The sequence below is a fragment of the Microbacterium sp. MMO-10 genome (assembly GCF_037148715.1).
Classification (GTDB): domain Bacteria; phylum Actinomycetota; class Actinomycetes; order Actinomycetales; family Microbacteriaceae; genus Microbacterium.
On record NZ_JBBCSV010000006.1, the window covers coordinates 13821 to 26968 of the forward strand.

Annotated in this window: 9 protein-coding genes; 5 read left to right on the top strand and 4 right to left on the bottom strand. The window is 72.4% G+C overall.

Going from position 1 to position 13148, the window contains the following annotated elements; all coding sequences use genetic code 11:
* Nucleotides 1-60: 60 nt before the first annotated feature.
* On the bottom strand, nt 61-1458 hold the full coding sequence (locus WFJ17_RS18170) for a copper amine oxidase (protein WP_336649163.1): 1398 nt from the start codon (nt 1456-1458) through the stop codon (nt 61-63).
* A gap of 117 nt (nt 1459-1575) precedes the next feature.
* Nucleotides 1576-7224 (bottom strand): beta strand repeat-containing protein, encoded by a 5649-nt coding sequence (locus WFJ17_RS18175; RefSeq protein ID WP_336649164.1) that lies wholly within the window; start codon nt 7222-7224, stop codon nt 1576-1578.
* A 611-nt stretch (nt 7225-7835) separates the two neighbouring features.
* Between WFJ17_RS18175 and WFJ17_RS18180 the strand changes: the two genes are divergently transcribed.
* The 5 genes from WFJ17_RS18180 to WFJ17_RS18200 all read left to right on the top strand — a co-directional run bounded on the left by WFJ17_RS18180 (nt 7836) and on the right by WFJ17_RS18200 (nt 11486).
* Nucleotides 7836-8213, top strand: a complete 378-nt coding sequence (locus tag WFJ17_RS18180; protein WP_251448148.1) for an ArsR/SmtB family transcription factor — start codon at nt 7836-7838, stop codon at nt 8211-8213.
* Between the two features lie 40 nt (nt 8214-8253).
* Nucleotides 8254-9231: an SRPBCC family protein gene (locus WFJ17_RS18185; RefSeq protein ID WP_336649165.1), complete on the top strand. Its 978-nt coding sequence runs from the start codon at nt 8254-8256 to the stop codon at nt 9229-9231.
* Nucleotides 9232-9358: 127 nt separating this feature from the next.
* Nucleotides 9359-9913, top strand: coding sequence for a hypothetical protein (locus WFJ17_RS18190; RefSeq protein ID WP_251448153.1), 555 nt, complete (start codon nt 9359-9361; stop codon nt 9911-9913).
* Nucleotides 9914-10082: 169 nt separating this feature from the next.
* On the top strand, nt 10083-11138 hold the full coding sequence (locus WFJ17_RS18195; protein WP_251448155.1) for a DUF998 domain-containing protein: 1056 nt from the start codon (nt 10083-10085) through the stop codon (nt 11136-11138).
* 150 nt (nt 11139-11288) lie between these two features.
* Nucleotides 11289-11486, top strand: a complete 198-nt coding sequence (locus tag WFJ17_RS18200; protein ID WP_336649166.1) for a hypothetical protein — start codon at nt 11289-11291, stop codon at nt 11484-11486.
* 139 nt (nt 11487-11625) lie between these two features.
* Here the strand turns inward: WFJ17_RS18200 and WFJ17_RS18205 are convergent, their stop codons facing one another.
* Both WFJ17_RS18205 and WFJ17_RS18210 read right to left on the bottom strand, forming a co-directional pair.
* Nucleotides 11626-11973 carry a protealysin inhibitor emfourin gene (locus WFJ17_RS18205; protein WP_251448174.1) on the bottom strand — a complete coding sequence of 116 codons (348 nt, stop codon included), beginning with the start codon at nt 11971-11973 and terminating at the stop codon, nt 11626-11628.
* Nucleotides 11954-13084, bottom strand: a complete 1131-nt coding sequence (locus tag WFJ17_RS18210; RefSeq protein WP_442928003.1) for a M4 family metallopeptidase — start codon at nt 13082-13084, stop codon at nt 11954-11956. Before WFJ17_RS18210 ends, WFJ17_RS18205 begins: the two co-directional genes overlap by 20 nt.
* Nucleotides 13085-13148 lie beyond the last annotated feature (64 nt).

Below are 13148 nucleotides of genomic sequence, written 5' to 3' on the forward strand. Positions count from 1 at the left end.
GAGGGGGAGCGGCGATCCCGAGAGGTCGGACCGCGTCCCGCACTCCGGGCGACGCTCCGCTCAGGGCGTGGGTGAGGGGCTCTTCCACGGGCTGTCGTAGCGCCCGTTGCGGTCGTCGTACCCCGGCGGCGCGTCGAAACGGGTCGCGGTGAGATCGCGGGGCAGCAGGCTGAAGCCCTGCCAGTGCAGCTCCATGGGCGACTGGTCCTCATCCCGGGGCACGTGGTGGAACCCGACCGCCACCCACGACACCACGTCCGAGAGCGCCCGGTCCGCACCGCGCTCGACGAACTCGCGCACCCCGCTGCCGCAGTCGCCCGGGTTCTTCGTCGCGTACTTCTGGCAGGCGTCGAAGTCCGTGAACGCGACGTCGTAGCCCGCGGTCGCACCGTGCCGATGATCGTCCGAGAACACGAATCCGTCGGTGCGCGCGAGCTCGATCTGGTACGAGATCGGGTGTCCGTCGCTGTTCTCCACGGCGGGGTTCAGCACCTGCCACCAGCGGCGGTCCTGCCATTGCACGAGCGCCGGATCCGGGATCGGGGTGAGGGATCCGTTCAGCACGGGCGCCTTCGCGCCGTCCGCTCCGGTCGGGGTCGCGTCGTACTGCTGCACGGCGAGTCCGCCCGTGCCGTCGAGCGCCCAGTGCACGCGCCAGACCGCGTTGTGGGAGTGGCTCGCCGCGTACTCGTGATCGCCCACGTCGGATCCGTGGTCCGCGTCGGTGAAGTCGTTGGGGGAGAGATCGCCGGTCGCGCCGAGCTGGACAGCGATGGATCCGTCGGCGCCGAACGTGTACTGCGTGACGTACTCGTACCAGCCGACGCGCGAGATCGTGGACAGCCGCCAGTCGGTGCGGCGGGCATCGGCCTGGGGCTGGGTCGCCCAGGCGCTGGAGTGGTAGGAGAGGCCGCCGTCGACCTGCTCGGAGCACAGCACCTTCCTGGTGCGCGTCTTCCCGTAAGCGCCGTCGTCGATGTCGGGGAGCGCCGTGGACAGCCGGTCGCCCGTGCAGGAGGCGTCGTCCAGCGCCAGCATCTTGGTGCCGCCGAAACCGGCCTCGGTGATGTCGTGGGTGGTGCTGTCGCCGGTGTCATAGGGCACCTCGAGCTGGGAGAGCGAGAGGGAGGAGATGACTCGGATTGGCCGGGCGCCGGGCGGCGCGAGGCGGATGTCGGAGAGCATCAGCCCCCGTTTCGGATCCACGTTCCAGCAGAGGCTCCAGACCGCGCCGCTGGAGAGGGTGCGGGTGAGGCGCTGGGCGGGGCCGATCTTGCCGCCGGTGCCGATCTCGGCGGCCGGCGCCGTGCACGGGGCGGACGCCGCGGACGTCGTCGCCGTCGTCTCCGGCGCTGTGCCGGTGCAGGCTGCCAGCAGCAGAGCGCCGCAGGCCGCTCCCACGATGGCGAGACGTGCGCGCGATGCGCCCCTCGGCTTCCGCGCAGCGATGCGCATCATCGGCTTCCCCCCCGGGTGCTTCCTCGATGTCGACAGCCTATCGGCACCGGAATATCGGTTGGAACGGAGAAGGGGCGGCGGCCCTGAACGGACCGCCGCCCCCTCATACTTCCCGGATCAGTGCTCGCGTGCGCTCGCCGAGCGCCGGCGCACGAGCACCAGCGCCGCTCCGGCGATCAGCAGGAGCAGGGCCGCCGCCGCGAACGGGGTGGCGTCGCCACCCGTCTGCGGGAGGGTCCCGGTGCCGGATCCGGTACCGGTGCCGGATCCGGATCCGGTGCGGGCGACGGTGAACGTGCCGCTGCCCGTGTTGCCGGCGTCGTCCTTCACGGTCACCGTGTAGTCGCCGGGCTGTGCGCCCTTGTCGACCGTCATGGTGAACGTGAAGCCGCAGCCGGGGCCGACGGTCACGATGACCGACTGGCCGAGCGCAGAGCCCGACGCGTCGGTGATCGTCACCGTGGCGGCGGTGCCGGCCGCGAAGCCGGTACCGGTCACCTGGATCGTGTCACCCGGGCGGACGGAGGACGGCTGGACCTTCACGACCGGATCGATCGTGCAGGACTGCGTGCCCGCCGACACCGTGAGCGGCGCGGAGACCGCGGCGCCCGCGGCGTCGGTGCCGACCACCGTGTACGCGCCGGGGGCGGCGTTCTGCGGGACCGGCAGAACCGTGCCCGCGGGGATGCCGCCGTTCGCGTCGGTCGTGACCGTCACCGGCGCGCCCACCGGAGCCCCGGAGGGGTCCGTCAGCTGCAGGCTCACGGTGGTGTTCGGCTGCCAGCCGCCGCCCGTCACCGCGGTCTGCGTGCCCGGCGCGGCCGGTCCGCCGGCTGCGAGCGTCGGGTGGTAGACCGCGACCTCGGCCGTGTCGGCGTCCTCGGATGCCGCATCGGTCGCGACGACGGTGTACGCCCCCGCGGCGGCATCGGCCGGGACCGGCACGACGGTCGCTGCGGGGAGGGTGCCGTCATCCGCGATCGTCGCGGTGACCGGTGCGCCCACGGGGCCGCCCGACGGGTCGGTCAGCTGCAGGGCGACGGAGTGACCCGCCGTCCAGCCGCCGCCGGTGACCGTCGTGCGCCCTCCGGCCGGAACCGGACCGGTCGCATCGATGCCGGGGGCGACCGCCGCGGTGACCTCGACCGAAGCCGATGCCGTCGCGCCGTTCGCGTCCGTGCCCGTCGCCGTGTAAGCGCCGGGGACCGTCGCCGAGGGGACCGCGAGTGCGGCTCCCGCCGGCAGTGCGCCGTTCGCGTCCGCGGTGACCTGCACCGCGGATCCGATCGGAGCGCCGGCCGCGTCGGCGAGCTGCAGCGTGACCGCCGTGTTCGGCAGCCAGCCCGAACCGGTGATCGCCGACTCGCCACCCGCCGGGACCGGGCTCGTCGCCATGACCTCGGGGCGGTAGACGTCGACCGCGGCGGTCGCGGTGTCGCCCGAGGCGGCGTCCGTGCCGACCACGCTGTACGCGCCGGCCGCCGCGTTCGCCGCGACCGGGATGGTGACTCCGGCCGGCAGGGTGCCGTCCGGCGTCGCGGTCGTGGACACCGGAGCGCCCACGGCCGCACCGGACGGATCCGTCAGCTGCAGCGACAGGCTCGCGCCGGCCGCCCAGCCGCCGCCGGTGACCGTCGTCGTCGTGCCGGCCGGGACCGGACCGGTCGCCGACAGGACCGGCGTGGTCGCCGCGATCACCGAGACCGGGGCCTCGGCGGTGCCGCCGCGCGGATCCGTGGCGACCACCGTGTAGTCGCCGGGTGCCGCGCCCGCCGGGATCAGCACCGAGGTGCCGGCCGGAAGAGCGCCGTCCGCGCCCGTGATCGCCGTGGCCGGTGCGCCCACGGGAGCCCCGGAGGGATCCGTCAGCTGCAGCGACACGGTGTCGACGGGCGCCCATCCGGTGCCGGTGATCGTCGTCGTTCCCCCGGCGGGAACCGGGGAGGTCGCCGAGATCGCCGGGACGTAGACCACGACGGGAGCGGAGGCCGTGCCGCCGTTCGCATCGGTGCCGACGGCGGTGAAGGCGGTGCCGGCGGCTGCGCCGGCGGGCGTGGTCAGCACGGTCCCCGCGGGGATCGTGCCGTCGGCGCCGGTGACGACCGAGACCGGAGCGCCGACGGGGGCGCCGGTGGCGTCCTCGAGCTGCAGCGTCACCTCGGAGTTCGGCAGCCAGCCGTCGCTCGTGACCTCGGTCGTGCCGCCGGCCGGAACCGGGGAGGTCGCCGACAGCGCAGGTGCGTAGATCGAGACCGGGATCTCGACCGTCGCGCCGTTGCCGTCCGTTCCGACGACCGTGGCGTCACCCGGGGCGGTGCCCGCGGGGATCGGCACGCAGGTGCCGGCGGGCAGGGCGCCCGCGGCGTCCGTGGTCGCCGTCACCGGTGCTCCCAGCGGGGCGCCCGCGGCGTCGGTGAGCTGCAGCGTCACCGTGGTGTTCGGCTGCCAGCCGGCACCGGACACCGGGTAGCAGCCGCCGGCCGGAGCGGCAGGGCCGCCCGTCAGCGACGGCGCGTACACCGTCACATCCGCCGACACCGTCGCGCCACCGTCGTCGCTTCCGGTCACGGTGAGCACGGCGCCCGCCGCGATCGTGGCCGGGATGGCGAGGGTGGTCCCCGTGGGGATCGCGCCGTTCCCGTCGGTGGTGACCGTGGTCGGTGCGCCCACCGGGGCGCCCGAGCCATCCGTCAGCTGCAGGGCGACCTGCGCGTTCGGCAGCCAGCCGGTGCTCGTGACCGTCGTCGTGCCACCGGCGGGCGCTGGGCTCGTGGCCTGGATCGCGGGCTGGTAGACGGTGAACGCGTCCGTGGCGGTGGCGCCGGAGGGATCCGTGCCGGTGACCGTGTACTCGCCGGCGGGGCTGCCCGCGGGGACGATCAGCACGGTTCCGGTCGGGACGGTGCCGTCGGTGCCGGTCGTCGCGGTCGCCGGGGCTCCGACCGGAGCTCCGGACGGATCGGTCAGCTGGAAGGTGATCGGCGTGTTCGGCGCCCAGCCTCCGCTGGTGACCGTGGTGAAGCCGCCCGACGGGACCGGGGAGGACGCCGTCAGCACGGGCGACGTCGCCGCGACCACGGTCACCGGGGCGGTGACGGTCGCGCCGTTCGCGTCCGTGCCCGTGACGGTGTCGTCACCCGGGGTGGTGCCCGCGGGCACCGACAGGCAGGTGCCGGCCGGGATCGCGCCCGTGGCGTCCGTGGTCACCGAGAGCGGGGATCCGATCGCCGTGCCGGAGCCGTCGGCGAGCTGGAAGCCCACCGTGCTGTTCGGCGCCCAGCCGGTCGAGGTGAGCGTCGTGCACTGGCCGGCCTCCACGGGGGAGGACGCGGTCAGGGTCGGCGCGTACACCGCGGCGTCCGCCGTGGCCGTGTCACCCGATGCCGGATCGGTTCCGACGATCGTGTAGGCGCCGGGAGCCGCGTCGGCCGGGATCGGAACCGTGGTCCCGGACGGCAGGTCGCCGTTCGCGTCCGTGGTCGCGGTCACCGGGGTGCCGAGCGGCGCGCCGGACGGATCCGTGAGCTGCAGCGTGATCGGCGTGTTCGGGTTCCAGGATCCGCCCGTCACCGTGCTCTCGCCACCGGCGGGAACCGGGGACTGCGCGCTCAGCGTCGGGGTGCCGGTCGAGCTGCCGACCGTGATCGGGGCGGTGCGCTCGGCGCCGGTCGGGTCGGTGCCCGTGACCGTGTAGGAGCCGGGTGCGGTGCCCGCCGGGATCGGCACGCAGGTGCCGGCCGGGATCGCGCCGTTCGTGTCGGCCGTCGCGGTGACGGGGGAGCCCACCGAGGCGCCCGAGGCGTCGGTCAGCTGGAACGTCACCGTGGTGCCGGGGATCCAGCCGGTCGAGGTCAGGGCCGAGCAGTCGCCCGGAGCGACCGGGGACTGTGCGGTGAGAGCCGGGTCGTACACCGTCACGGAGCCCGTGCCGGTGGTGCCGGACGGATCGGTGCCGACGACGGTGTAGTCGCCCGGCGCGGTACCCGCCGGAACCGGGAGGCAGGTGCCGGCCGGGACGGCCCCGGTGGCGTCGGTCGTGACGGTGAGCGGGGAGCCCACCGGGGCGCCCGAGGCGTCGGTCAGCTGGAACGCGACCGCGGTGTTCGGCGCCCAGCCCGTCGAGGTGAGCGTGGTGCACGCACCGGCCGGGGTGGGCGACGACGCGGTCACGACCGGAGCCGCGGCCAGACCGCACGCGTCGACGCGGGCGCCGGCGTTGCCGATGCCCAGCCGCGCGGTGCCGCCGCCGACGCCGAAGCTCAGCGCCGACACCTCGACACCGGTGGTCTTGGTGCTGCCGTCCGGCGCCTGACACGTCGTGACGTTCTGATGGTTGAGCTGCACCGAGAAGAGGTTCCCGGCGATCGCCTGCAGGAACGGCTCCACCGCGGCCCGGATGGGCGCCGTCACCAGATCCGTCTTGATGGTGGTGAACGCCGCGAAGATCGGGCTCCCGCCGTCGGAGAGGATCAGGTTGATCGGCGACATCGCGAGCTGCACCGCGGAGATGACCGGCGCGAGCAGGACGCAGGCCGTGCCGGTGCACGGCTCGACGACCTGACCGGCGAGGTTGACGCCGAACGCGGCCGAGGTGGGCGGGAGCAGCGGCGGCGCCACGGTGGCGGCGACGTGCACGGTGATGCCCTTCATCGAGTTCAGCGCCGCATCCGAGGCGACCGAGAGCACGGTCTCGATGGCTTCGTGGATGTCGCCGGCGATGAACGGGTAGGTGTCGCTGTCGATGAGCTCGGTGTTCGGAGCCTGGTTGTTCAGGCCGACCGGACGGTTGGGGATGATCCCGTTCGGGTGGTTCGGGCTCGGGTCGTTGCTGCCGAGGCGGCCGAGGTCGATCGTGATCGTGCCTTTGCCGAGATCGATCTCCGCGTATCCGTCCTTGGTCTTGATCGGCGACAGCATGACCGCATCGAGCACGTCCTGCTTCACCGTGCTCGACACCGTGGTCGTCAGCGTGGTGCCGGGCACCAGGGATGCCAGCTGGGTCAGGTTCAGACCCTGGTTGATCGTGTCGACCGCGGAGGTCTCCAGCGTGCCAGCGGCGTCGCTGAGCCCGGCGGCCGCCTGCTCGATGATCGGCGAGTGGATCACGAGCTTCGCGGATCCGGCGCGGTACTGCCCGTAGCCGGTGACGCCGCCGTCGGGATCCTGGAGGACTCCGTCGATGGCCTTCACCCAGGCGCCGCCGAGCGCGAAGCTCAGGTCGGCCTTGTCGATGGCCGGCGCTGCGGCGGAGGCCCCCGGAATCGAGAGCAGGTTGATCTGCGCCTCGCCGAACTCGCTGTCGGTGCCGTCCAGCGTCAGACCGCCGTCGGCGCCGACGATGCCGGCGATGCCCTCGGCGTTGCGTCCGTCCGTCGCCGTCGAGCGGCTCTGCAGTGCGCCGAGCTGACCGAAGGAGATGAACTGGTCCAGCGGGATCTGGTACCCGGAGCCGAAGTCCACGATCTCGGTGCCCCCGATGGCGCCGCTGAAAGCCTCGGTGTTGGGCCCGGGGCTCTGGGTCGAGCCGGCGTGGGACTGCGCGAGACCGAACAGATCGGTCCCCGCGAGGCTCATGTCGAGGATGCTGGCTTCCGCCTCGGCCTTGTCGTTCGGATATGTGTCGAGCCCGGCGGCGGAAGCCGCACTGGTCGCGAACAGGACGCCGACGACGCCGATCGCCGTTCCGGTCAGGACGAGACCCGATCCGCGGCGGCGCCGGCCCGGGGGCCTCCCCCGTCCGGTCTCCTCGTGGTTCGTCAGAAACATGAACTACCCCCTCCGTGGAAGAACTCCGTTGGATACAAGGGGAAGTCGCTCAACGGCGCGGCCAATGCGTCGTTGCTCCCCCTTGAGAGACTTCCTAGCGGTATATCGGTGCGTTGTACAGCCCCTTCATAGGTTGATTTGTCGGACGGGGTGCTGAATTCTGTGAAGATTCCAGACGCCAGAGATCTGGATCCAGATGGATAACGATCGGGTAACAAGCAACCGCTTGCCACCTGCGGCGGCCTGTGGTCGCTGTGTCGGTGACCAGTGGGGCGGTGTCGCTAGGGGCCCCAGGGCGCCGCGGAACGACGCGCCGATCGGAACATTCCGCCGACGGCATGTTTCCGTTTCGGCCGCTCGTCTGGCGCGTGAGGAGCCCGTGGGGTACGGGCCTTCCGCCCCTTCGCCGGGATAAGTAAAGGGTGTAAATTGCTGGCAACTCTCGGGGCTACCCCCTCCAGAGTTCCTCGCCGATCGGTTGGCCAATAGCGGATCGGCAGCGACCCCTTCCCGTACCGACCTCGTTCCGAGGTGGCGGGGAAGGGGTCGCGGGCGTTCGGAGGAAGGATGCCTGTTGACACCGGATCCGCGCGGTCGTAATCTACAACCAAATGGTTGTACGAAATGAACTGAGCGATGAACAGATCGACCGTGTGTTCCAGGCCCTCGCGGCGAGCACGCGGCGTGACATCCTGCGCCGCACGATCGCCGAAGAGCAGTCCGTCTCCGAACTCGCCCGCGACTACGACATGTCGTTCGCGGCGGTGCAGAAGCACGTCGCCGTGCTCGAGGCGGCCGAGCTCATCGTCAAGCGCGCCGAAGGACGCGAGCGGCTCGTCCGCGCGAATCCCGAGATGATCGCCCGCGCTCGCGCCCTGCTCTCCCGCTATGAGGATCTCTGGCGCCACCGGATCGCCCGTCTCGACGACCTGCTCGCCGAGGACGACCCCGACGCGCGCCCCGCACCGCGCGGATCCACCATTCCCTGACCGAGACCGACAGCTTCGACCGACCCAGAAGGAGGGTGACATGCCTGTCACCGATGTGATCACCGACCCCGAGAACCTGACGATGACCGTCATCGCCGATCTCGCCGCCCCCGTTGAGCGCGTGTGGAAGGCCTACTCCGATCCGCGTCAGCTGGAGCGCTTCTGGGGTCCTCCGGGCTGGCCGGCCACGTTCACCGCGTTCGACCTTGTCGTCGGCGGGCGCGCCCGCTACACGATGAACGGCCCGCGCGGCGAGCAGTCGAGCGGATCCTGGGAGTTCCTCTCCATCGACGGCCCGCACGGCTTCGAGGTGCTCGACTCGTTCGTCGGCGACGACGGCGAACCGCTCGACGGCTTCCCGAGCATGCGCATGACCTTCGGCTTCGCGCCGTCGGCGGAGGGCACGCGGATGACCAACGTGTCGTACTTCGACTCGGTCGAGGCACTCGAGCAGGTCGTGGCGATGGGCGCCGTCGAGGGCACCCGGATGGCGATGAGCCAGCTCGACGCCGTGCTGCAGGACCTGCGCGACTACGCCCAGGGCAAGGGCACCCGGCTCGAGGTGCTCGATGACACCCACGTGCGGATCACGCGCCTCGTCGACGGGCCCCAGGAGCTCGTCTGGCGCGCGCACAACGACCCCGAGCTCATGAAGCAGTGGCTGCTCGGACCCGACGGCTGGGAGATGACGGAGTGCGTCGTCGCCGCCCGGGCGGGAGAGACCTACCGCAACTCCTGGGCCCCCGTCGGAGACGGCGCCGGTCAGGCCTTCGGGTTCGAGGGCGAGGCACTGCTGGTCGACGCCCCGCGCCGGGCGGTCACCACGGAGCGCATGCAGGGCACCGAAGGGCCGGTCACGCTGAACGACCTCTCGCTCTACGAGGAGGACGGCGCGACGCTGATCACCCTGCTCATCGAGTACCCGGACGCCGAGACCCGCGACATGATCCTCGCCACGGGCATGATCGACGGCATGGAGACGTCCTACGCCCGCCTGGAGGACCTCGTCCTCGTCTGATCCGCACGACGGGCCCGGATCCCGGACGGATCCGGGCTCGTCCGCGTACGGACGTGGGCTGTTCCGGCTCGGATCCGGGTCCGTCCCCGCACGGCTGCCGCGCGTCGCGAGCGGATACGCTCGGGGGATGTCCACGTTCGTGGTGAAGATCCTTCTCGTGCTCGCCGTCCTCATCCTCGTGGCGGCGGCGATCTCGCGGTTGCGCGGACGGCGCTCCGTGGGCCCGGTGCGGCAGCGGATGCCGAAGCTGGTGCTCTTCGTGGGGGTGCTCTTCGTGGCGCTGGGAGGACTCCTCGCCCTGGCTTCGTTCACCGCGGCGAACCCCGACGGCATGCTGTGGCCGATGCGCATCGCCTCGGCGCTGATCGTGCTCGCCGGCGTGTGCTTCCTCGTGATGTACCGCAACTTCTACGTCGAGCCCCGGGCCGATGAGATCGCGTTCCGCACCGTGTGGGGTCGCGAGGCGGTGATCGCGTACGCCGACATCGTGGACTACTCCGTGCAGGCGTCCGGCGGGAGGCTGAAGCTCACCGTCCGAGCGGCGTCCGGCCCGAGGCTCCGGCTCAGCCCGAACCTGTACGACCTCTCTCCGCTGCTGCGCGCCAGCGAGTTCCGGCAGCACAACGGGCGATGGCCGGTGCGCGGCGAGCTGCACGGCGGACCCGGCACCCTGACGCGCTGACGCGCGCACGCGCGCCTCGGGCCGCAGGCCTCGACGCGAGCCTCGGGGCGCCGGCGCGAGAAACCACTTCTGTTTCGAGACATCACCTCAGCACGTGAGCCTCCTGCAGGATCTGGTTTCCCGCCGTGATGCCGCCGTCGGTGTCGGCGGGGCGTGATTGCATGACGGCATGGACACTGCGGAGCGACTGCGCGCCGAGACGCGCACGGTGTGGGCGACGGCGCTCTGCTTCGCCGCGGGGACGGTCGCCGGGCTCGCGGTGCTGTCCGGCCCTTCTCGTCCGCTGACCGGACCCGGATCCCTCAGTCCGCCGGTCGCGGTGGTCGCCGCGGCCATCGCCGCGGCGGCGTTCGTCGCCAGCACCCTGCAGCACCGTCGCGGTGAGACCTCTGCGATGCCCCGCTGGCAGACGGCGATCTCGCACATCTCCGCGGTCGCGCTGACGGTCGCGTTCGCCGCGGTCACCGCCCTGGGCGTGCTGCTCGCCGGGCTCGTGTTCGGGGCCGGGCTGCAGGGCTTCACGGCCCCGGCGCTCGGGGGCGCCGTGATCTCCGGTGTCGCAGCGGCGATCGGCGGGCGGTTCGCGTACACCGCGGGCGCCGGCATCCGCACCCGCGACCTGGCGGCCCTGCTCTTCGGCTTCCTGGCGATCGGCACCCTGTTCGCCATGGGCACGGCGGGGGATCCGCTGTGGTGGCAGCGGAACTTCTCCCAGCTCGGCCTCGGCGCCGGCGGCTGGGCGTTCAACGGCACGCTCACGGTCGCCGGACTGCTCTTCGCCACGGTCGGGGCCTACATCGGACGCGATCTGCACCGGCTGCGCGGCGACGCCGCTCTGCGTGGGATCGCCGCCGTGGTCGCGCTCTGGGCTGCGACGGGGTGCGCCCTCGCCGTCGTGGGGCTCGTGCCGATCGAGGCGAACAGGGTCGTGCACTGGATCGCGGCGGTCGGCGCACTCGTGCTGTTCGCGCTCGCCGCGATGACCTCGGCGGCGGCGCTGCCGGGGCCGCCCCGCGCGCTCGTGATCGCGACCGTCGGGCTCGGCGTGCTGCTGGCGGCGGCGGTGCTGCTGCACTGGCCGGTCGGGCTGTACTCCTCCACGGGAGTCGAGGCGATCGCCGTGGGGCTGGGCCTTGTCTGGATGACGACCTTCGTCCGCGTACTCGCCGTTCTGGTGCCGGACCTTCCCCGGGTCTCGGCTCGGGCGAGGCTCTGGCGAGGCTGAGGCGGAGCGCGTCCGGCGGCAGGCTCCGTGCCCGATCCGGCTTCCCGCCGGGGCGAGGCTCGTCGACGCGCCTCCCCCGGCAGGCTCCGTGCCGGATCCGCCTTCACGCCCGGGCGAGCCTCGTCGACGCGCCGGGCGCACAATGGATCCATGGGCATGTTCACGCAGAAGCCGCAGGAGCCGAGCGCGTGGGCGGCGCTGCCCGGCGAACCGCTGGATCGCGAAGGCGATCTCCTCCCCGAGCCCGAGGCGGATCCGCTCGGGATCGGCCTCGGTGCGTCCACCTCAGCGACGAGCATCGCGATCCCCGCGCCGGCCGTCGCCGCGGACGAGTCCGGCCAGGACTGACGGCGAGCCGCACGGCGGGCCCGCGACGCGGGCGCACCCTCCCCGCTGTGTCGTTCCCTCCCCTGATCCGTGTCGCGCCGGCGAGGGAGAGCCGGTGCGGGGCGGGGAAGACGGGAAGGACCGGCGCGCGGGGCGCTCGTCACTGAGGAGCGGTTCCTCCGTCGGCGGCGCGGACCGCCTCGACGAGGTCGCGCCAGGGGCCGGAGAGATGCTCCTCCGGGATCACCTGCTCATGCCGTTCGCGGCGGATGCGCGCCTCGATGCGCCAGACGAACCGATCCGCGCCCGTGCCGGGCGGCGGCTTCTCGTCCCACGGGCAGCGGTCGACGAGCAGCATCCAGTGCTCGGCATCCCCGGCGGGCTGCACGCTCCACCGCCGCGTCATCCCTGCGATGCCGCCGCTGCGCGCCACACGGATCGCGACGCCGTCGTCGGTGTCGGTCTCGGACGGGATCCCGACGGGCGGGTCAGCCGGCGGAGTGCCCATCGCCCGTCGCTTTGATCACGCCCACCGATGCCCAGGCCATCCTCGCCGCGTCGCCGGTGGCTGTGCTGACCGCGTCGGCCTCGGCGATCGTCGCGGCCGCGAACTGGGCGAAAGTCGCCGACGCCGGCAGTCCGCCGGACAGCGCGCGGTACCAGACGGAGCCCGCCGCCTCCCAGGCCTTGCCGCCGAGCTCCACCGCGAACAGCGCGAAGGCCCTGTTCGGGATGCCCGAGTTGATGTGCACCCCGCCGTTGTCGTCGGAGGTGGTCACGTAGCCGCCCATGTCGGCGGGCTGGGGATCCTTGCCCAGCTCGGGGTCGTCGTATGCCGTCCCGGGATGGAGCATCGACCGCAGCGCCTTGCCGTGCACGGCCGGGGTGAAGATGCCCGCGCCGATCAGCCAGCTGGCTTCATCGACGGTCTGGTCGAGCAGGTGCTGCTCGGTGAGGGCTCCGAACACGTCGGCGATGGACTCGTTCAGCGCGCCGGACTGCCCCTGATACTCGAGGCCCGCGGTGTACTGGACGACGCCGTGACCGAGTTCGTGCCCGATCACCGTGGTCGAGGCGGTGAAGCCCTGGAAGACCTCGCCGTCGCCGTCGCCGAACACCATGCGCTCGCCGTTCCAGAAGGCGTTGTCGTACCCGGATCCGTAATGCACGGTCGCGTCGAGGGCCAGCCCCTTGCCGTCGATCGAGTTGCGCTGGAACGCGTCGAGGAGCATCTGGAACGTGGCCCCCAGCCCGTCGAACGCCTGGTTGACGGCGGCATCCGCGACGGTCGGCTCGTCCTCGGTGCGCACGACCGTGCCGGGGAGCGTCTCGGTGCCGTGGGCATCGCTGATGGTGCGGTTCGGCGCCGCCTCGACGGTGGCGACCAGGGTTCCGTTCTCGTCGATCGACAAGCGCAGCTGCGAACGACGCGCCGCGGGCGGCGCGGCGATCAGCGTCTGTCGCGCCGCCTCCGCGGCCTGCGTGTAGCGCTCCGACTCCGCGAGCCTCGACAGGAGATACGAAGGGATGATGCTGTGCCGGAGCGGGCTGGTCCGCCCGGCCCTCCGGTGCGCCCCCTGGTGTGCGGTCGGCCCTCCGCGGCCCTCGTGAATCGTCATGACGCCCTCCGTTCCGCTCCGTGTCTTCGACGATACGCCGCACGTCGGACATCGGACGCGGATC

Excerpts from the sequence above, each read along its gene's own strand:
- WFJ17_RS18170 (WP_336649163.1), bottom strand. The coding sequence starts at position 1,458 with ATGATGCGCATCGCTGCGCGGAAGCCGAGGGGCGCATCGCGCGCACGT.
- WFJ17_RS18195 (WP_251448155.1), top strand. The coding sequence starts at position 10,083 with ATGGACACTGCGGAGCGACTGCGCGCCGAGACGCGCACGGTGTGGGCG.
- WFJ17_RS18210 (WP_442928003.1), bottom strand. The coding sequence starts at position 13,084 with ATGACGATTCACGAGGGCCGCGGAGGGCCGACCGCACACCAGGGGGCG.
- WFJ17_RS18175 (WP_336649164.1), bottom strand. The coding sequence starts at position 7,224 with ATGTTTCTGACGAACCACGAGGAGACCGGACGGGGGAGGCCCCCGGGC.
- WFJ17_RS18190 (WP_251448153.1), top strand. The coding sequence starts at position 9,359 with ATGTCCACGTTCGTGGTGAAGATCCTTCTCGTGCTCGCCGTCCTCATC.
- WFJ17_RS18185 (WP_336649165.1), top strand. The coding sequence starts at position 8,254 with ATGCCTGTCACCGATGTGATCACCGACCCCGAGAACCTGACGATGACC.
- WFJ17_RS18200 (WP_336649166.1), top strand. The coding sequence starts at position 11,289 with ATGGGCATGTTCACGCAGAAGCCGCAGGAGCCGAGCGCGTGGGCGGCG.
- WFJ17_RS18180 (WP_251448148.1), top strand. The coding sequence starts at position 7,836 with ATGGTTGTACGAAATGAACTGAGCGATGAACAGATCGACCGTGTGTTC.
- WFJ17_RS18205 (WP_251448174.1), bottom strand. The coding sequence starts at position 11,973 with ATGGGCACTCCGCCGGCTGACCCGCCCGTCGGGATCCCGTCCGAGACC.